Source organism: Trichococcus sp. ES5, assembly GCF_900067165.1.
Taxonomy (GTDB): domain Bacteria; phylum Bacillota; class Bacilli; order Lactobacillales; family Aerococcaceae; genus Trichococcus; species Trichococcus flocculiformis.
In genome coordinates this window covers 18,040-36,497 of the sequence record NZ_FJND01000020.1, presented here as the reverse complement: position 1 = coordinate 36,497, position 18,458 = coordinate 18,040, and the positions used below count along the sequence as shown (strand labels likewise).

Here is an 18,458-nt window from a genome sequence, read left to right as displayed (position 1 = left end):
CGTAAGATGTTGGCAGATGCATCGGTATCATAGCCTGCAATTAATTGGAAAATCAGTTGTTCAAGGATGGTTTCATTTGAATGTGTAGGTAAAAGACGGGAGTCTTGAAAATGAAGCTCTTTCTCCATCAACTGTTCGAATCCGATTGAATAAAGGAATTCTTTAACTAAAACAAGACCAGCATCCGTGGAGAGATTACCTCCAGTATTTGTAACCGTCATTTTTTTGTTGAAGTTTAGCGTATTTTCGTGTAAAGTTGCCATTGAGAGAACCCCTTTCTTTGGTTGTTGGTCGTACATTAACCATAACAGATTGGGGTTCTTTTTTCACACCTTTTGGGTGTGAACTGGAAAGACAAAATATGTTGGAAGACTAACGTTTCAAGACGTTTTCTGAAAATCTATGAATAATTCAGGACTAATAATCTTTCAATAATACTTTGAAATTTGTCCATGAGAGTCATTTTTTCCATCCTCTTTTCCTAGTTCATTTTTTGCAGAGCATCTTCTAAAATCGCTTTTCCGTTCATAGTTCCATACAGACGCATGTCCATAACTTCCACTGGAATTCTGCCTTTTACGAGTTTTTCGACAGTTGCTTTCTGGAAACGCACTTGAGGCCCCAAAAGGACAATGTCGACATGATCAACAGCGGTGCTGGCTTCCGCAACCGGAAGCGCGTCTATCCCTACTTCCACACCCTTTTGTTTTGCTGCTTCTCTCATTTTGGTCACAAGCAAGCTTGTGGACATCCCCGCTGAACATACTAATAAAATTTTCTTCATGATTCCTCACTCCTTATTTTTTGTATTTACTGCTTATGGACGAAATTTATAGCTCTTCTCCGTTGCTGCTGATGACATTCTTGTACCAATAGAAGCTGTTCTTTTTGATACGTCTCAGATCCTTCTGATCATTTTCGTCCCTGTCTATGTAGACGAATCCGTAACGTTTCTGATAACCGTTGAGCCAACTCAACAAATCTGTGAATGACCAGGTGCAGTATCCCAGAAGATCGACACCATCTGTGACTGCTTCTTTGCAAGCTTTGACATGGGCACTGAGATAATTGATTCTGTGAACATCAGCCACAACATTATTCTCTTCGAGCTTATCAAATTCCCCTAGACCATTTTCTGTAATGAGTATCGGAAGATTATACTTGCTGGTTAATCTTCTTAATCCAACCCTTAATCCCGTAGGATCGATGGCCCAATCCCAGTTGGTCGTTTCCAGATGCGGATTTTTCGCATTTTTATAAACGCCGGGCAATCCGCTTTCTTTAGCGCTCCCTTTTTTGCCTGTGTTGTTGATCCCTTCCGATTGTCCTACTCCATCAAGCGGATTGAACGCGATAGTGCTTGTTTGGTAATAGTTGATGCCGATAAAGTCCGGTTTGACTCTCTCCAAAAGTTCGAGATCGCCTTCTTCGATAATAGGCGCGAGCCCAAGTCTTTCATAATATTTGAAGGCGAACACTGGATATTTTCCTTTGCAGTAGACATCCAGCCACCAGTTGCAATTAAGATCTTCCGCATTTTCTGCAGATAACACATCTTTCGGATCGCAGCTGAACGGATACACGGGTCCAAATGCAAAACTCGGTCCAATCATGCCGTCCGGAACGTAGGTTTTGAATGATTCGATTACTGTAGCATTAGCTAAGTTTGCAATATGATTCGCCTGCAGCATTCTCTTCTGATCTTTTACAGCCGGCGGGTGCATAGCGGTTACATAACCCAGCGACATAAATATATTTTGTTCATTCAAAGAAACCCAATGCTTGACTTTGCTGCCAAAACGCTTAAACAAGGTTACACAATATCTGTTAAAATCCTGAATGATTTCCCTTGATTCCCAGCCACCATACAGATCCTGCAGGTGCTGTGGCAAGTCCCAGTGATACAAAGTGACGACAGGTTTGATACCGTTTGCAATGAGTTCATCAATCAAATTCTCATAGAATTTCAAGCCTTCCTCATTCACTTCACTCTTCCCATCAGGATAAACGCGGGTCCATGCAATTGAAAATCTATAGGCTTTCAATCCCATTTCAGCCATCAAGGCAACGTCTTCTTTGTATCGGTTGTAATGATCTACCGCAACATCCCCATTTGTATTTTTAAAAGTTGTGCCGGGTAATTTCGTGTACACATCCCATACACTTTCACCCTTTCCATCTTGATCCCATGCACCCTCAACTTGATATGCTGCCGATGCCGATCCCCATAGGAAATCCTCACGGAATGTATCTAATTTTTCGTATATCACTGCAGCCTCTCCTCCTGTTCTTAAAAATTTGATTTCTGATGACTTTTCTTGAAAACGCTGCTTTTTAGCTCAAAGAGAAGCCTTAATGACAGCACCCAGCAAATTGGCATCATTGTTGTACTTGCATCTATCAATTTCCGTAGTGATGAAATCCGCCTCAAAATAGTCCATGCAGGTTTTCTTGTACTGCGCGCTTACTTTGTCGATAAACCAATCCTCTTCTGAAATTCCTCCCCCGATGCAGATCACTTCCGGATTATAGAAAACGGTGATCACCAGCAGCTGAGCCACTATGTTCCTTATCCATTCCTCCACGGATGACACCGCTATACTGTCTCCATTCAAATACTTATGGGATACTTCATAGCCATACTGAACCTTGTCATACTCAGCGGCTTTTTCGTTATACAGATTTACAAGGCCGGTGATTGACGCATAATCGCCCATTTTATCAAGGCCACCTATCTTGGCGTTCATAAAAGGCATGTTGTGAAATTCTCCCGCAAAGGCATCTTTCCCATAAATGACGCCATTCTCATCACAGATGCAGCCGCCTGTTCCTGTTCCTATAATCAAAAACGCAGAAGACTTGTACCCTTTTGCATTTCCCAATTCAAACTCGCATAATCCTGCGGCTTTTGCATCGTTGATTGAGGCTACCTTTTTGTTTGTTCTTTTGCTGATTTCGTCGTTGATGTTTGTGCCATACATAATAGCTACGTTTGGAGCAGCATATGACTTCACATTTGAGTCTTCATCAATAAGACCGGGTGCGCTTACACCAATTTTGTCGATTTCATCAATTGATCTTATGTTTGAGCAGATGTAATCATATAACTCCGCTGCCGTATCGTACTTAATCGTATCGATTTTCCACTTGTCTTTGATGCAATAATACTTATCCATTAATGCATACTTGATGAATGTCCCTCCTATATCTATTCCTAAATGACTTTTCTCCATAACACTTCTCCTTAAAATGAAGGTTTTGCAGATTACTTACTGAATCTGCATCTCACTTCAACTTCGTAAACGCGCGTTTATTGTTTGGTTAAAAAAAAGTGCCCTCGTTTCTAACCTTTCATAGACAGTGGCTATCGTGAACGCGCGTTTATGGATATAGCATACACTGAAAACAATTACATTTCAACATCTTTTTTAATTTTTTTTATTTTTTCGCAATAAAAGTAAAAAGAGCTCTCCCGAAACCGGGAAAGCTCTCTTCAAAAAGATTATGCTTGTTCTTCGTTGTTTTTGAAACCGTATTTCTTGTTGAAGCGGTCCACACGGCCATCGGCTTGCGTGAATTTTTGACGTCCAGTATAGAATGGGTGTGAATCAGAAGAAATTTCTACACGGATCATTGGGTAAGTGTTGCCATCTTCCCATTCAACCTTTTCGCTTGAACCTTTTGTTGAACCTGATAAAAATTTGAATCCTGTAGTTGTATCCATGAATACAACTGGTTGGTAATTTGGATGGATTTCTTGTTTCATGTCTCTTTCGCTCCTTTTGCCCTGGATTATTTACTAAGCCAGAGTTGTCATTTTGTAATAAAAGGCCTACCGCAGGGTAATCCTTTTTAACGTTAAAATGATACCACGCAAATAGCAAGAATGCAATGATAATTTTTAAAAACGCACTCCCGCTCTTGTAGTCAGTGCCCTGAAAAACACATTTGCTACGGTTTAGTATTGTCTAGCTTCACGGGTCAGCTTTTCTTATCCAGAATTGCCGTAATCTCTTCTTCCGAAAGGCTGCTGTCGGCATTCAGATTCGTAAATTGGCCCGGACCATCGATCGTCACAAGCGCAGGCACCGTACGGACACCCATTCTGTCGCGCAGACTTTGGATTGCAGGGTCTGTCGGTGTGTTCAGGCTGTCCAGATAATGGATCGTCAAGTTCTTTTCTTTGCGGACTTTGTCTAATTTAGGGACAAATTTCCGGCAATAGGGGCAAACGGCTTTCCCGAGGTAAACGATCGTTTTTTCTCCGGCAGCCAATTTTTCTTCAAACTCTTCAGCCGTGATCTCTATGAACTCTTTTGTATCTTCTTCGTAATTTCCTTTATTGAAAAGCATTTGAAAACCTCCAGTTTTGCGTTTTGATAGTCCCACTATACCGGGAAGCTAAAAAAAATGCTCATAATTTGCTCGCGCGCCTTGAGGGTCGCCTCGCTATTTCATCAACGCAATCCGCTTCAGCAGAGCTTCGTTGTTTTCGGTCGTGTTCATTTGTTTCAAGAAACTCTCAGTGTATTCCAAAGTATCCCCGCGCATGCTGCGGCGGACTTTGTAGATACTTTCCATCGTTTTCGCATCCAGCAGGAGGTCTTCTCTGCGGGTGCCCGATTTTTTGATATCAATGGCTGGGAAAATGCGTCGTTCCGACAATTCACGGGAAAGCACAAGTTCCATGTTCCCTGTTCCCTTGAATTCTTCGTAGATGACTTCATCCATCCGGCTGCCGGTGTCGACAAGCGCCGTTGCGATGATCGTCAGACTACCGCCATCCTCAATATTCCGGGCTGCGCCAAAGAAACGTTTTGGACGATAAAAGGCTGCCGGATCGATCCCACCACTCAACGTACGGCCGCTTGGCGGAATAACCAAGTTATAGGCACGGGCCAAACGCGTTAGGCTATCCATCAAGATGACCACATCACGTTTGTCTTCAACAAGGCGCATGGCTCTTTCCAGGACAAGTTCCGCCACCCGGACATGATTTGCCGGTTGCTGGTCAAAGGTCGAGGAGACAACATCCCCCTTCACACTGCGCTCGATATCCGTCACTTCTTCGGGACGCTCATCGATGAGCAGCATGATCAGTTCGACATCAGGATGATTGGTGGTGATGCCATTCGCGATTTCTTTCAACAGCGTCGTTTTCCCTGCTTTAGGAGGCGCAACAATCATCCCACGTTGTCCGAAACCGATGGGCGAGAACAAATCGATCATCCGAGCAGTAACGTTTGTACGTGCGGTCTCTAACTTCATCTGCTGATTCGGATAAATCGGTGTCAACCCTGGGAAGTGGGAGCGTTCTTTGGCTTGCTCAGGCCGTTTCCCATTGACGGTGCTGACTTGCATCAGGCCGTAATAACGTTCGGATGCTTTTGGAGGTCTGGCCTTTCCGGCTACTTTATCTCCATTGCGCAGATCGAAGCGTCTGATTTGCGAAGTCGATATGTAAATGTCTTCTTGGCTCGGCGAATAGTTGATCGGCCTTAAAAAGCCGAACCCTTCCTGGGCGACGATATCCAAAACACCCTCGGTCATGAAGAATCCTTGTTTTTCCTCTTGAGCACGGATAACGGCCAAGGACAATTCTTTTTTGTTCATTTGGCTGTAGTAGGGAATCTTCAGGTCTCTGGCATAGGTGTATATTTCTTTCAGTGTCTTACTTTCCAACTCATGCAAGGTAAGCATATCTTCCAAACAATTCCACCTTCCTCTCTTATCATTCTGATGATGCTTATTTTAGGCAAGTGTACACTATAAGATATTCAAAGCACCTTCAAAGTCGGTTGCTGCTTTGAAGGTGCTTTGCATATCGTGTAGCGCTGAGAAGTTTATTCTTCGTCTTCGATCATTTTGATGTCTGCGCCCAAAGCGGTCAGTTTTTCGACGATATGATCATATCCGCGCAGGATATTCTCGATACCGGAAATCGTGGTTGTACCCTCCGCCATCAAGCCGGCGATGACCAAGCAGGCTCCTGCACGCAAATCGCTGGCCGTGACTTCTGCACCGGTCAGTTTGTTGGGACCTTGCATGAAGATCATGTCACTTTCCACCTTGGCATTCGCACCCATTCTGCGGAGTTCCGGGATATGGTTGACGCGTTTCGGATAGATCGTATCGATGATGGTACCGTCACCGCTCGCTTTCAATAAGAGCGGCGTCAGTGGTTGCTGCAAATCAGTCGCAAAACCAGGATAAGGCAACGTTTTGATATGGACCATCTTCAGATTATCGGATTTCTTGACCAGAATACTATCCTCACCGATTTCCATATCCACCCCCATCTCTTCCATTTTTGCGATCAGGCTTTCGATATGCTCAACAATCACATTCTTCACAAGTACCCGCTCACCCACTGCAGCCGCAGCAGCAAGATAAGTCCCCGCTTCGATGCGGTCAGGGATCACGGTGTGTCTGCAGCCATGCAGGTTTTCCACACCTTCGATACGGATAATATCGGTACCGGCTCCGCGGATTTTTGCTCCCATGTTGTTCAATAAGATACAGACATCGATGATTTCCGGCTCTTTGGCCACATTCTCGATAATTGTTTTACCTTTCGCTTTGACAGCTGCCAAGATCGTGTTGATTGTCGCCCCGATCGAAACAACGTCAAGATAAATACGCTCGCCTTTCAGACCCTCTTCCGGAGTCGTCAGGTAGATGGCGCCCATTTCATTGCGCGCTGTCGCGCCCAACGCCTCGAATCCTTTGATGTGCTGGTCGATCGGTCTCGGGCCCAAGAAGCAGCCTCCAGGCAGTCCAATGACACCTTCACCGAATTTTGAAAGAATAGCTCCCATAAAATAATACGAAGCACGCAAGCTTTTGATCTTTCCGGTAGGCATGGGAATGGAAATCATGTTGGTCGGATCGATTGTGATGATGCCCTCATCCTCATCAAAAGACACCTCGACGTTGAAATCCTCAAGGATATCTATCAGAGAGTGCACATCCTGAATGTTTGGGATGCCTTCCAAGATGACGGGGGAGTCCGCCAAAATGGCAGCCGGAATCAGCGCGACCGTACTGTTTTTCGCTCCACTGATCGTGATTTCACCGTTCAACGGTTTATTCCCCTCTATAACTAATTTTTTCATAAAAAAGCCTCACTTCATGTTTAGTTGTCGAACGAAAAAGCGTCCGGAAATAAATGGAATCGCTCACACGTCTTGCGTAGTGCAGAAAAACGTTGCTACGATACTGAAATATCATTGTTTTTATTTTCATCCGATTGTTGGTTGATCATCTATAATTCTAACAAAAATACAGGGTCCATTACTAGTTTTTTATACAAACGTCTACTTTCCGCTATATTTCTCAATTTGATACGGCCGAACAGCGTACAAAAAGCGGTAAAAACCCGCTCTGCATTGAAGAAAACTGACCTTACCTTATGGTCTTATGTTAACACAAACTCAGAAATATATGGAAAATAAGGCAACAAAAAAGGAGATCCGGAACATAGGTCCCAGACCTCCTCGAAGATCGTTTGATTAAATTAAGCTTTGTTGCTTGAACCGAAAACTTGCATTCTTTCTTTAACGACTGCAATGATCGCTTCTTTACCAGGTCCGATAACTTTACGAGGATCGTAAACGTTAGCGTCTGTAGCTAATTTTTCTCTTACAGCAGCTGTAAAGACTTGTTGGCATTCAGTGTTCACGTTGATTTTTGAATGTCCGAATTCGATAGCTTTTTTGATTTGGTGTTCTGGGATTCCTGAACCGCCGTGCAATACTAATGGTTTGTGAGTCAATTCAGAGATTTCTTTCATTTCATCGAAACCAAGAACAGGTTCGCCAGAGTAAGGTCCGTGTACAGAACCTAAAGCAGCAGCCAATGCATCGATACCTGCTTCAGTTGTCATGCGTAAGCATTCAGTTGGATTAGCGTATTGGATTCCGCCAGTGATTCCGTCTTCAGTTCCGCCGACAGTTCCAACTTCAGCTTCAACAGAAGCGCCTTTAGACTGTGCGTACTCAACTACTAATTTGGTTTGCGCAATGTTTTCATCAATAGGGAAATGTGATTTGTCGATCATTACAGATGAGTAACCAGCATCGATAGCGGATTTGCAGCTTTCAAAGCTTGTACCGTGGTCAAGATGCAGTGCTACAGGAACAGTGATGTCCATAGTTTCTAATAAAGCATTAGTCATAGCTGCAACAACTAAATGTCCGCCCATGTATTTTGCTGCGCCTTCAGAAACACCCAAAATAACTGGAGATTTTTCTTCTTGTGCAGCTTGCAATACAGCTTGCGTCCACTCAAGGTTGTTGATGTTGAATTGTCCTACGGCATACTTTCCTTCTAACGCTTTGTTTAACATATCTGTCATACTTACTAAACGACTCATTCTTGTTGCCTCCTTGGAATCCATTGGTCTCTTTTGTTTGCAGAAAATTCACATTTTGGAATGTGAACACTTTACAACAATTACATTTTATCAGAAAATGTAATTTTTTACTACCTTATTAGGAAAATCAGCCAAAATGAAAGCGCAAAATAATTCATTTCTATTGAAAATCAAACTCTGGTTTACAGGATTTTTACTAAGGCCGCTGCGATGAAGCCGTCAAAAATCGGCTGTGGTCTATCCGGACGTGAGATGAACTCGGGATGGAACTGGGCAGCAATATAGAACGGATGGTTTTTCAATTCCACGATTTCCACTAAGCGTTGATCAGGCGATACGCCTGAGAAAACCATGCCTTTTTCAGCCAAAGCTTCACGGTATGCATTGTTGAATTCATAACGATGACGATGACGCTCTTGGACCATATCGGTATTATGGTAAAGTTTCTTGGCCAATGTTCCTTCTTTCAACTCGCAAGGGTACAGACCCAACCGTAGCGTTCCGCCCATTTCATCGATGTTCTCTTGGTCCGGCATCAGATCGATGATGTTATTTTTGCATGCCGGATTCGTTTCCGCTGAATCCGCATCTTCCAAACCGACAACGTTACGGGCAAACTCGACACAAGCCAATTGCATCCCTAAGCAAATACCGAAGAACGGCACATTATTTTCGCGTGCGTATTGGATGGCAGCAATTTTACCTTCGATGCCGCGGTCTCCGAATCCGCCGGGAACAAGGATTCCATCAGCACTGGCCAAATGCTCTTGCGCATTCGCAGTAGTCACTTCTTCTGCATTGATCCATTGGATGTCGATTTCCGTATTGTGGGCATAACCGGCATGTTTCAACGCTTCAGCCACAGACAAGTAAGCATCCTGCAGTTCCACATATTTTCCGACTAAAGCGATTTTGGTAGTCTTTTCAAGACTTTGGACTTTTTCAACCAACGCTTTCCAGTCGGTCATGTCAGCTTGCGGCAGATCGGTCAGACCAAGATAATCGCAAACGATCTGGTCCATGTTCTGTTCCTGCAGCATCAAAGGAATTTCATACAACGTTTCCACGTCCCGAGATTCGATGACCGCTTCGGCTTTCACATCACAGAAGGAGGCCAGTTTGTTTTTGATGTGTTGCGGCAATGGCATTTCTGTACGCACTACCAGAATATTCGGTTGAATCCCTAAGCTACGCAATTCTTTGACGCTGTGTTGTGTTGGCTTTGTTTTCAATTCGCCGGCTGCGCGCAAATAAGGGATCAATGTCGTGTGGATGTACAATACATTTTCAACACCGGCTTCCATGCGCATTTGGCGCAATGCTTCCAGGAACGGCAAAGATTCGATATCCCCAACGGTTCCTCCGACTTCGGTGATGACGATGTCCGAATCTGTTGTTTCGCCGGCACGCATAATTTTTTCTTTGATTTCATTCGTGATATGCGGGATGACTTGGACAGTTGCCCCTAAATAATCCCCTTTGCGTTCTTTACGGATGACTTCAGAATAAACTTTACCGGTCGTCACATTTGAATATTGATTGAGGTTGATATCTATGAAACGCTCATAGTGGCCTAAGTCCAAATCGGTTTCCGTACCGTCATCAGTGACGAAAACTTCTCCGTGTTGGTAAGGACTCATCGTACCCGGATCCACATTGATGTAAGGGTCGAATTTTTGGATCGTGATTTTCAATCCACGGTTCTTCAGCAAACGCCCCAAAGACGCCGCAACAATACCTTTCCCGATTGAAGATACTACCCCGCCTGTTACAAAAATATACTTTGTCATTTTTTCTTCCCCCTATTTTTAAATGTGCAAAATTATGTCTGAAGGAATCTCCAACGCTGCAATAAACAAAATAAAGCTCCCTGTTCTCTAAAGAACAGGGAGCCGTAAAAATTCAACGTATGCTTTCCAAAAAGAATTGCTTTTTGGGAGCCCAATGAAGATGATACCCCCAATTGCATAAGGTGTCAAGAAAGAATTGGATACGGGGAAATGATTATTCCTCTTCGTCCGTTTCTTCCGCAACGAACTCTTCTTCCTCTTCGAACTCTTCTTCTTCATCAAGATCTTCATCTTCGATAATCAAGGTCAAGTCTTCTTCAATGCCGCTCGTGATGTCATCATCGTCATCCGTGATGTCCACAGCGTCGACATCATCGACTTCATCCTCATCCACATCGATTTCTTCATCTTCGTCAGCAACATCGATGTCTTCCGGATCATCGTCATTGTAGTCGATCACATCGTCATCATCTTCCGATGTGGCGAATGCATTCAGCTTCTTGCGTTTCTTGCGGCGGACTTTCACTTCGTCCTCATCGATGCTGGAAAGAATCTCTTCATCAATTGAATCAATCGGATACCACGAACGCAATCCCCAACGATTTTCTCCTAAAGAAATAAAGCTGCCATCAATGTTCAAATCCGTGTAGAAACGTGTCATCTTGCTTTCCAATTCTTCTTCCGACATTTCAAGATAGTCCTGTATCTGAACCAATAATTGGTTAAAGTCCAGTACGTCACCGTTTTCTTCGAAAATTGCGTGTGCAACTTCTATCATTGACAATTCGTTTTTGCTAGTACCATCTAATTGCTTCAATTTCAATGGTGTCACGTCCTTTCAAAAGTTTACTCTTAATCATACAATACTCAGGTGGTAAATTGCAATTCAATTCGATAATCTCCCAATTTTTGTTTGTTCATTTGGAGTTCGTAATGCAAGGTCACTTTTCCGGCAAACGGCTTTTCCTTGAACTCCAGCAGCATCTCATGGGTAATCGTTTCGATTTCCATCAATCCGGCCGGCGTCGGAACCATAGCCATGCCTTTTCCTGCTGCATCAAAGGTCATGCGGCTCGTCTGTTCCATTCTGCGGATAATCGTCATTTTCCCTTCACGGGATAGTTTGAAAGTGACCGGGACAGCCGTTTCCGCTTCGATATAGCGCAGATAAAGCCAATTGCCCATTTCCACAATTTGGCCCATTCCTTCATATAGGAAGCTTTCCTGCTCCCCTTCTTGCTTCACCAGCGTTTCCAATCGGAACTCGATGGGCATTCCTTCTTTTAAAGACAAGCTTTTCCACCTCATTGACCATCGTGCTGAAGCCTTGCGGCCGCACGTGTTTTTCAAATACAGTATAGCGGTACAAATGAGCGCTGGTCAATCATTTGCGGGCTGATTTTCCAAAATGCGAAGAAATCCTGCCTTTTCTCTGTAATTCGCTCTCAAATCTTGCCTGAACTTTGCTATAATGGGAGCAGAAACAACCCAAAAGATAAGGAAGCGCCTATGACAAACTATTTAAAAAACAACATTTATCATATCTACGATACTTCAAATACAGCATTCGGCGCCGATCCTCTCGCGCACTTCGCGATGGGCGATGCGTTGATCCGCTTGGTGGGAAACGCTGAAGCTCCGGCTGCCTTGCATTTTTGGCCGATGGAAAAGCTGGTCATCCTGGGCATGATGGACACGCGCCTGCCCCATCTGGAAGACGGCCTGCGCTATTTGAGGAACGTTCCGACGGATATCGTCGTCCGCAATGCCGGCGGATTGGCCGTCGTAGCCGATGAGGGTATCCTGAACTTCTCTCTGGTGCTTCCGGAAACCGAAAAGGCCAAACTTACCATCCATGACGGTTATGTGCTTATGAAAGAATTGGTTGAGCAGGCTTTTTCTGATTCCGAACAGGTGATTGAAGCCTTCGAAATCAGCAACTCCTATTGTCCGGGTGACTTCGACCTGAGCATCAACGGCAAGAAATTCGCCGGCATCGCGCAGCGCCGTTTCAAAAACGGTGTGGCCATCATGATCTACATGAGCGTAAACGGCAAGCAAGAGCAGCGCGGAGAAATGATCCGCCGCTTCTACGAAGAAAGTCTGCAAGGCGAAGAGACCCGCTGGCATTTCCCGGCCGTCGATCCCGGATCCATGGCGAACTTGGCGGAATTGCTGGACAAACCGTTGACTGTAGCCGATGTGAAAGCACGGATCCTGTCCGTCTTCACGAAGAACGGCAACACGCTCCTGCCCGGAGCATTCAACCAGCGTTTGATGGAAGAGTATGAAAAAGCCTATACAAAAATGAAGAAACGCAATGAAAAAATCAATCAGGACCACTATCCGGAAGCGGACTGACAGAAAGAGGCGATGGGATTTGAGCACACACTATACCGCGGAATTATTGCCGAAAGAAAAAGTATTCCGGGACCCGGTCCATGATTACATCCACATCCAGTACCGCATCATCATGGACCTGATCAATGCACCCGAATTCCAGCGTTTGCGTCGAATCAAGCAACTGGGGACTTCTTCCTATACTTTCCACGGCGCCGAGCACTCCCGTTTCAACCATTCATTGGGCGTCTATGAAATCGCCCGCCGGATTTGCGATAAGTTCGTCCGGAACTATCCCAGCAAAGCGCCTGGGGATGGCCTTTGGGACGATGGTGAGCGGCTCGTGACGCTGTGCGCAGCTTTGTTGCATGACATCGGCCATGGCCCGTTCTCGCATACCTTCGAAAAGATATTCGATACAGACCATGAAGCCATCACAATCGAGATCATCACCTCACCGGATACCGAAATCAATCGGATTCTCCAACGGGTCGGTCCGGATTTCCCGAATCAGGTTGCCGCTGTCATCGCCAAGACCTACGACAATCCGCAGGTGGTGCAACTGATCTCCAGCCAGATCGATGCCGACAGGATGGATTACTTGCTGCGCGACGCCTATTATTCGGGCGTCACTTACGGCAATTTTGACCTGACGAGGATTTTGCGCGTCATCCGTCCTTATGAGCATGGTATCGCCTTTGATATTTCCGGCATGCATGCGGTGGAGGATTATATCGTCAGCCGCTATCAGATGTATATGCAGATTTACTTTCATCCGGTTTCCCGCGGCATGGAGGTCGTTCTCAGCCATCTGTTGAAACGGGCGAAGGATGTCTATTTGGATGAACAGGCCGAATTCCGGCATACCGCCACTTTCCTGACGCCGTTCTTCAAACAGACTTGGACACTGAAGGATTACTTGCGTTTGGATGATGGCGTCCTGACGACCTACTTCAACCATTGGCTTGACGAAAAGGATCCGATTCTGAACGACTTGGCCTATCGCTTCGTCAATCGTCATCCTTTCAAATCGGTCCGCTACACAAAAGGACGCGATGATGCTACACTGGAACGCATGAGCGCCATCATTGAGCGCATGGGCTTCAATCCGGATTACTATACGGCTGTCAACAACAGCTATGACCTGCCTTATGATCTTTACCGGCCGCATCAGGCCACAACCAAGACCCAGATTGAACTTGTCCAGAAAAACGGCAGTTTCCTGGAGCTTTCGCAGGCAAGTTCGATCGTTTCGGCTTTGACGGGCAAGGTCCGCGGGGATGAACGTTTCTACTTCCCTCGCGAAATTACCCACGGCGACGAGGAAGCTGGCATCAATCTTTTCGAGTCGCTATCGAAGGAGTTTTCAACTTTTTTTGAGAATGATGAAATTTTACCAACCCAACAAACAGGAGGTACACTATGAGCATCAAATTAATCGCCATCGACATCGATGGCACATTGGTCGACAAGGAGTTCAAAATCACCCCGGAAGTAAAAGCAGCCATTACGGAAGCGCGCGAACAAGGCGTAAAAATCGTACTTTGCACCGGCAGACCACTTCCGGGCGTCAAACGCTACATCAAAGAATTGGAATTGGATCAGGACGAAGATTACGTCATCACTTACAACGGCTCTTTGGTGCTGTCCACCGCAACAAACGAAGTACTCGTTTCACATACACTGGATTACAGCGACTTCGTCCGGATCAACGAATTGGCCGATAATTTCCATGTGCACACGCACGGAATCGACAGCGAAGCCATCTATACCGCGAACAAAGACATCAGCATCTTCACAACACGCGAGTCCTTCATTACGACGATGCCGATCCGTTATCGCTCATTGGCTGAATTGCCTGAAGATAAACTGTTCACAAAAATCATGTTCATCGACCAGCCCGAACTGTTGGATATCCTGATTCCGGCAATTCCAGCGCAGTTCCACGAGGATTATGTAATTGTCCGCAGCGAACCGCATTTCCTGGAAGTGCTGAACAAAGATGCCGGTAAAGCCAGCGCCTTGGCCGAATTGGCTGCATTGCTGAATATTGATTCCGAAAATATCATGGCCATCGGCGATAACGAGAACGACCTGAGCATGATCGAATACGCAGGCGTCGGCGTCGCGATGGGCAACGCCGTCGATAAAGTGAAGGAAGCTGCGGATTTCATCACCAAATCCAACGCCGAAAGCGGCGTGGCGCACGCAATCCGGACCTACCTGAACAAATAAACCAGAAAAAGGTATGCATGGGGCTGTCTGGAACTGAATTCGGGCTGAAATAACCCGTCAAAACCAGTTTGGCGGGGAAAAACAGTTCAAATCGCAGTCAGAAAACCCGCCGAAACCACCTTGGCGGGGAAAAACATCCGCGGGCAATGCGAGATTCCCCGCCAAATCTATTTTGGCGGGGAATTCCGCCGTGAATTCGATCCTCAGACCAGTCAATAATACCACCCAACCACAACCAGGGCTGTCTCATCGAGACAGCCCCATTTTAATCACGCGTGAAGCAGGTGTATGATATGGACAATCATTCTGCGGGGTTCGGCAAAACCCTCCTAAGAATAAGAAAAAACAAACAGTATTCCCAACAATATATGGCCGAAAATAAGATCCATCAATCTACCTATTCCAAGATCGAAAGGGATCTGATCGAGCCGACGCTGGGCAACTATCGGCATCTTTTGAGCAGGCTGGACATGTCCGATGAAGAGCTCCAGTACATCATGAACGATTACAATCATTCCGAAAAGGAACAACTGCTGACGGCTTTCATGAATCTGTCCTTCAACGATGTCCCTGTCTTGCAAGAAATTCGGGAAAAAGCCCTGAAGTATCTGAACGTGCATACGGATTACATCATCACCGACATCGTTCATCTGACGGATGCGCTGATCATTCTGGCAATAACCGGAGACATCGCGGATGCCCGTAAACATGTGCGCCCTGTATGGGAAAGGCTCGAGAAGCTTGATGGCTGGTATCTGGTGGAATTAAGGATGATCAACGCAATGCTGTTCCTGTTCCCTATCGACGAAGCCATCCTGATTTCCGGGACCGCATTGGCTCAAATTCAAAAATACGTCAATCATCCCTTCGCAGGCAAAATCGCCGTCTCGTTGCGCCACAACTTGTGCTTATTGCTGTTGAAGAACGGACGTTACGCAGAGACGATCATGCGCATCGATGAACTGATCCCGGCGGCAAAGGAAGCTGGCTCCTACCGGCACTTGTCCGTCTGTTACCTCAGGAAAGGCCTTGCCTTAGCGAAGAAGGGAAATCCCGAAGGCCGACTGCTGATCGACCAAGCATTCCGCTTGATCGAAGCAGCGGATGATCAGGATTTCAAAGCCAACCTCGAAAATGAATATAACCTCCTGAAAGAGCAATCAAACAGTTGATTGCTCTTTTATGCGTATAGGAATATTTCGTAAAGAGGTGAACCATCTGTATTAAAATGAAAGCACTTATGGGAAGACTGTCGTGATAATTCCCAAAATGACCATTTCTTGGAAGGGAGGCAGGTAAAGTCAATGAATCCAAAACGATGCAATCTATGCGCTTATATACTAGGCTGTGCCTGCCTGATCGGAAGAGCACGGTATCCTGAAGTACCAGAATCCTGGTGGCTCACAATCAGTATATGCAGCGGCTTGTTGTTTGTTTCCAGCAACTGCATGGAATCCGCGCAGCATTGGACCTTCCTTGGCATCGATGCCCTGAACCTGATTGTGCTGGCCTTGCTTATTCAGGTCCTTCCACCAAGTTTGGGAATGTCAGTGAATATCGTTGTCCTTTTGGCAATCTTCCTGCTTCTCTACATCAAAAGTACCTTTCACGAAAAATAGCTGTTTTGTAGTCATTGTACCCGGTCGCAAGGTTGCCTGTACTGTGAAAGGAGGCCTCCCCCATGAATTGGATCCGTCTGATCATCGGCGATATATGGTTTCTATAGCAAATCAATTACGATCAAAAAATAAGCCAAGACCGGATTTTTTATCCCGGCCTTGGCTTATTTCATGGAACCTTTAGGCTTTTTCGCCTATGAATTCGCCGTTTTTGGTCAAATGTTGTTTTGAGATCTCATTCAGGATCACGTGTACGCTTTCTTTCGATACATTGGCGTTTTTTGCGACGGCATCCACGACATCGCGCATCAACGCTTGTTTCTGCTCGTCGGTTCTGCCTTCCAGCAATTCGATGTGGACATATGGCATCTTCATTTCCCTCTTTTCGCTTTATGGTTTCAACTCAGTTATATTTTAGCAATTATTTTTATCGATTGCACCTCTATTTGGAGGCGATGTAGGTCTTCAGGCGCTCAGCCGCCTCAGCGACCATCTCCGTGCTCAGCGCGTAGCTCATGCGGACATAGCCCTCTCCGCCGGGTCCGAAGATCGATCCCGGCAGCATGCCCACTTTGGCGTTCATGCCGATTTCGCGGCAGAAGGCCTTATCATCCGTACCGAACTTCGCCGGAATCTTCGCAAAAGCATAGAAGGCCCCTTTCAGTGCGGGAACCTCAAAGCCTGCCTCCTGTAAAGCGGGAACGAGGATGTTTTTTCTCTTTTCATATTCGGAACGCATCTTTTCGACATCCGGTGCGCTGTTGCGGAATGCCTCCTCGGCCGCACGGTTGGAAACCGTTACGCCGGTCGTCACCATCTGCTGATGGGCCAAGAACAGGGTCTTCATCCATTTCGCATCCGCTGCCAGCACACCGACACGCCAGCCCGTCATCGCAAAGGCTTTCGAAGCCCCTTGGAACAGGATTGTGCGGTCGCGCAACAGGGTCGCGATCGACGTATGCTTTTCCCCATAGGTGATTTCGCTGTAGATTTCATCGCTCAGCACAAAGATGTCGTACTGCTTGATCGCATCGGCCAAAGCGATCAGTTCATCTTTTGTATAGGTAGCGCCTGTCGGATTGCTCGGGTAGTTCAAAAAGATCGCTTTGACATTTTTGTTTTCGGCCATCGTCTTGTGCAGCAGCTCCGGCGTCATCAAAAAGCCGGTATCGGAAGTATCGACGAGGATGCATTCGCCGCGGTTCAGTTCCACCACAGAGCTGTACAAGGGAAAGTACGGCGACGGGATAATGACCTGATCGCCCGGGTTCAACAAGCCGAAAGCCGCGGCAAACAGCCCTTCCGTGGCACCCACCGTCATCACGATCTCCGTTTCGGGATCGTAGTGCAGATCATATTGCTTTTCCAGGAATGCGCTGACCGCTTTCCGGACGCCAAGTTCGCCGGAAGTGTGCGCATAGTGGGAGGCGTTGTCCTCGATCGCCTTGATGGCGGCTTCCTTGACGTTTTCGGGCATATCAAAATCCGGTTCGCCGATCGTCATCGGGATGCAGTCTTCCACACTGCGGAATAATTCATCAAATTCGCGGATCTGCGAAGGTTTGATGCGGGAAAATAGTTCATTCGTTGTCAAAGCCATGTAGTACATCCTCCATCCAAGTTTGCATCACCGCCAGAACCCCCTCGGCTCATGCTTTTTATAGGAATACATCCTTTTTCTCACATAATTTTAATATTAATCAGAATACGACTATTTGGGTAATAAGTCAAGCGCACCATGGTATCCTGCGTCGATTGTAAGCGCCGCCTCTTTCGTTAAATGAGAAAATCCAGAAATTTTACATTTCTTTTTTAATCTTATCTGTTGACAAAGAAAGCGGGATTGGGTATATTAATCACATCAAAAACACAGCGAAGAGAAGAGTAAATCATTCCACTCCTTCATTAGAGAGCTTGGTCAGGTGAAAGCAAGCAAGGAAGTGTTGGTTGAAGATGGTCTCAGAGTGGCTTGTCCGAAGAGTAATTTCTTAAGACAGGACGGGAACGCCCGTTACAGTGTCACAGTCTGACTTGCAGCAATTTGCAGGCGCACTGGCTAAGGCGGATGCAGCGATGCTTTCGTGAACTAAGGTGGTAACA

General features: G+C 45.9%; 19 protein-coding genes and 1 other annotated feature (1 of these 20 running past the window's edge). Of the genes, 5 read left to right on the top strand and 14 right to left on the bottom strand.

Annotated features, from left to right (window positions below; translation table 11 throughout):
- The 12 genes from TES5_RS12605 to TES5_RS12550 all read right to left on the bottom strand — a co-directional run.
- A partial coding sequence (locus tag TES5_RS12605; RefSeq protein ID WP_232309275.1) for a transposase occupies positions 1 to 263 on the bottom strand: 263 nt, incomplete at its 3' end.
- A gap of 218 nt (positions 264 to 481) precedes the next feature.
- Positions 482 to 784: a PTS sugar transporter subunit IIB gene (locus tag TES5_RS12600; RefSeq protein ID WP_068562342.1), complete on the bottom strand. Its 303-nt coding sequence runs from the start codon at positions 782 to 784 to the stop codon at positions 482 to 484.
- Between the two features lie 46 nt (positions 785 to 830).
- Entirely contained in the window at positions 831 to 2,270 is a 1,440-nt protein-coding gene (locus tag TES5_RS12595; RefSeq protein ID WP_068562341.1) for a glycoside hydrolase family 1 protein, read from the bottom strand.
- A 69-nt stretch (positions 2,271 to 2,339) separates the two neighbouring features.
- Positions 2,340 to 3,233 (bottom strand): ROK family protein, encoded by an 894-nt coding sequence (locus TES5_RS12590; protein ID WP_068562340.1) that lies wholly within the window; start codon positions 3,231 to 3,233, stop codon positions 2,340 to 2,342.
- 269 nt (positions 3,234 to 3,502) lie between these two features.
- Positions 3,503 to 3,766, bottom strand: coding sequence for a type B 50S ribosomal protein L31 (locus TES5_RS12585; RefSeq protein ID WP_068562339.1), 264 nt, complete (start codon positions 3,764 to 3,766; stop codon positions 3,503 to 3,505).
- 215 nt (positions 3,767 to 3,981) lie between these two features.
- Positions 3,982 to 4,353, bottom strand: coding sequence for a DUF6568 family protein (gene traF / locus TES5_RS12580; RefSeq protein ID WP_068562338.1), 372 nt, complete (start codon positions 4,351 to 4,353; stop codon positions 3,982 to 3,984).
- A 96-nt stretch (positions 4,354 to 4,449) separates the two neighbouring features.
- Complete coding sequence (gene rho / locus TES5_RS12575) at positions 4,450 to 5,709, bottom strand: transcription termination factor Rho (protein ID WP_068562337.1); 1,260 nt, start codon at positions 5,707 to 5,709, stop codon at positions 4,450 to 4,452.
- Between the two features lie 134 nt (positions 5,710 to 5,843).
- On the bottom strand, positions 5,844 to 7,115 hold the full coding sequence (locus TES5_RS12570) for a UDP-N-acetylglucosamine 1-carboxyvinyltransferase (protein WP_068562336.1): 1,272 nt from the start codon (positions 7,113 to 7,115) through the stop codon (positions 5,844 to 5,846).
- 401 nt (positions 7,116 to 7,516) lie between these two features.
- Positions 7,517 to 8,374, bottom strand: a complete 858-nt coding sequence (gene fba, locus TES5_RS12565) for a class II fructose-1,6-bisphosphate aldolase (RefSeq protein WP_068562335.1) — start codon at positions 8,372 to 8,374, stop codon at positions 7,517 to 7,519.
- 182 nt (positions 8,375 to 8,556) lie between these two features.
- The gene (locus TES5_RS12560) at positions 8,557 to 10,164 is read right to left on the bottom strand and encodes a CTP synthase (RefSeq protein WP_068562334.1); all 1,608 of its coding nucleotides are present in this window, start codon (positions 10,162 to 10,164) and stop codon (positions 8,557 to 8,559) included.
- Positions 10,165 to 10,378: 214 nt separating this feature from the next.
- Positions 10,379 to 10,987, bottom strand: a complete 609-nt coding sequence (rpoE, locus tag TES5_RS12555; protein WP_068562333.1) for a DNA-directed RNA polymerase subunit delta — start codon at positions 10,985 to 10,987, stop codon at positions 10,379 to 10,381.
- Between the two features lie 44 nt (positions 10,988 to 11,031).
- Positions 11,032 to 11,457 carry a YwiB family protein gene (locus TES5_RS12550; protein ID WP_178137853.1) on the bottom strand — a complete coding sequence of 142 codons (426 nt, stop codon included), beginning with the start codon at positions 11,455 to 11,457 and terminating at the stop codon, positions 11,032 to 11,034.
- 216 nt (positions 11,458 to 11,673) lie between these two features.
- Here TES5_RS12550 and TES5_RS12545 point away from each other — a divergent pair, with 216 nt between their 5' ends.
- From TES5_RS12545 to TES5_RS12525, 5 genes are all read left to right on the top strand, one after another.
- On the top strand, positions 11,674 to 12,525 hold the full coding sequence (locus tag TES5_RS12545) for a lipoate--protein ligase family protein (protein ID WP_068562331.1): 852 nt from the start codon (positions 11,674 to 11,676) through the stop codon (positions 12,523 to 12,525).
- A 19-nt stretch (positions 12,526 to 12,544) separates the two neighbouring features.
- Positions 12,545 to 13,930, top strand: a complete 1,386-nt coding sequence (locus TES5_RS12540; RefSeq protein ID WP_068562330.1) for an HD domain-containing protein — start codon at positions 12,545 to 12,547, stop codon at positions 13,928 to 13,930.
- Positions 13,927 to 14,739, top strand: a complete 813-nt coding sequence (yidA, locus tag TES5_RS12535) for a sugar-phosphatase (RefSeq protein ID WP_068562329.1) — start codon at positions 13,927 to 13,929, stop codon at positions 14,737 to 14,739. Before TES5_RS12540 ends, yidA begins: the two co-directional genes overlap by 4 nt.
- A 293-nt stretch (positions 14,740 to 15,032) precedes the next feature.
- Complete coding sequence (locus TES5_RS12530) at positions 15,033 to 15,911, top strand: helix-turn-helix domain-containing protein (protein WP_068562328.1); 879 nt, start codon at positions 15,033 to 15,035, stop codon at positions 15,909 to 15,911.
- Between the two features lie 132 nt (positions 15,912 to 16,043).
- Positions 16,044 to 16,358 carry a hypothetical protein gene (locus TES5_RS12525; RefSeq protein ID WP_068562327.1) on the top strand — a complete coding sequence of 105 codons (315 nt, stop codon included), beginning with the start codon at positions 16,044 to 16,046 and terminating at the stop codon, positions 16,356 to 16,358.
- Positions 16,359 to 16,538: 180 nt separating this feature from the next.
- Here TES5_RS12525 and TES5_RS12520 read toward each other — a convergent pair whose 3' ends face one another.
- Positions 16,539 to 16,733 carry a 2-hydroxymuconate tautomerase gene (locus TES5_RS12520; RefSeq protein WP_255356065.1) on the bottom strand — a complete coding sequence of 65 codons (195 nt, stop codon included), beginning with the start codon at positions 16,731 to 16,733 and terminating at the stop codon, positions 16,539 to 16,541.
- Between the two features lie 67 nt (positions 16,734 to 16,800).
- Entirely contained in the window at positions 16,801 to 17,958 is a 1,158-nt protein-coding gene (locus TES5_RS12515) for an aminotransferase class I/II-fold pyridoxal phosphate-dependent enzyme (protein ID WP_178137854.1), read from the bottom strand.
- Positions 17,959 to 18,221: 263 nt separating this feature from the next.
- Positions 18,222 to 18,458: a binding site (T-box leader), on the top strand (it continues 31 nt past the right edge of the window).

What these genes read in the sequence shown, in the direction of transcription:
- TES5_RS12600 (WP_068562342.1), bottom strand. Translation starts at nt 784, where the DNA reads ATGAAGAAAATTTTATTAGTATGTTCAGCGGGGATGTCCACAAGCTTG.
- TES5_RS12590 (WP_068562340.1), bottom strand. Translation starts at nt 3,233, where the DNA reads ATGGAGAAAAGTCATTTAGGAATAGATATAGGAGGGACATTCATCAAG.
- TES5_RS12585 (WP_068562339.1), bottom strand. Translation starts at nt 3,766, where the DNA reads ATGAAACAAGAAATCCATCCAAATTACCAACCAGTTGTATTCATGGAT.
- traF (WP_068562338.1), bottom strand. Translation starts at nt 4,353, where the DNA reads ATGCTTTTCAATAAAGGAAATTACGAAGAAGATACAAAAGAGTTCATA.
- TES5_RS12570 (WP_068562336.1), bottom strand. Translation starts at nt 7,115, where the DNA reads ATGAAAAAATTAGTTATAGAGGGGAATAAACCGTTGAACGGTGAAATC.
- fba (WP_068562335.1), bottom strand. Translation starts at nt 8,374, where the DNA reads ATGAGTCGTTTAGTAAGTATGACAGATATGTTAAACAAAGCGTTAGAA.
- TES5_RS12560 (WP_068562334.1), bottom strand. Translation starts at nt 10,164, where the DNA reads ATGACAAAGTATATTTTTGTAACAGGCGGGGTAGTATCTTCAATCGGG.
- TES5_RS12545 (WP_068562331.1), top strand. Translation starts at nt 11,674, where the DNA reads ATGACAAACTATTTAAAAAACAACATTTATCATATCTACGATACTTCA.
- yidA (WP_068562329.1), top strand. Translation starts at nt 13,927, where the DNA reads ATGAGCATCAAATTAATCGCCATCGACATCGATGGCACATTGGTCGAC.
- TES5_RS12530 (WP_068562328.1), top strand. Translation starts at nt 15,033, where the DNA reads ATGGACAATCATTCTGCGGGGTTCGGCAAAACCCTCCTAAGAATAAGA.
- TES5_RS12525 (WP_068562327.1), top strand. Translation starts at nt 16,044, where the DNA reads ATGAATCCAAAACGATGCAATCTATGCGCTTATATACTAGGCTGTGCC.
- TES5_RS12520 (WP_255356065.1), bottom strand. Translation starts at nt 16,733, where the DNA reads ATGAAGATGCCATATGTCCACATCGAATTGCTGGAAGGCAGAACCGAC.
- TES5_RS12515 (WP_178137854.1), bottom strand. Translation starts at nt 17,958, where the DNA reads ATGGCTTTGACAACGAATGAACTATTTTCCCGCATCAAACCTTCGCAG.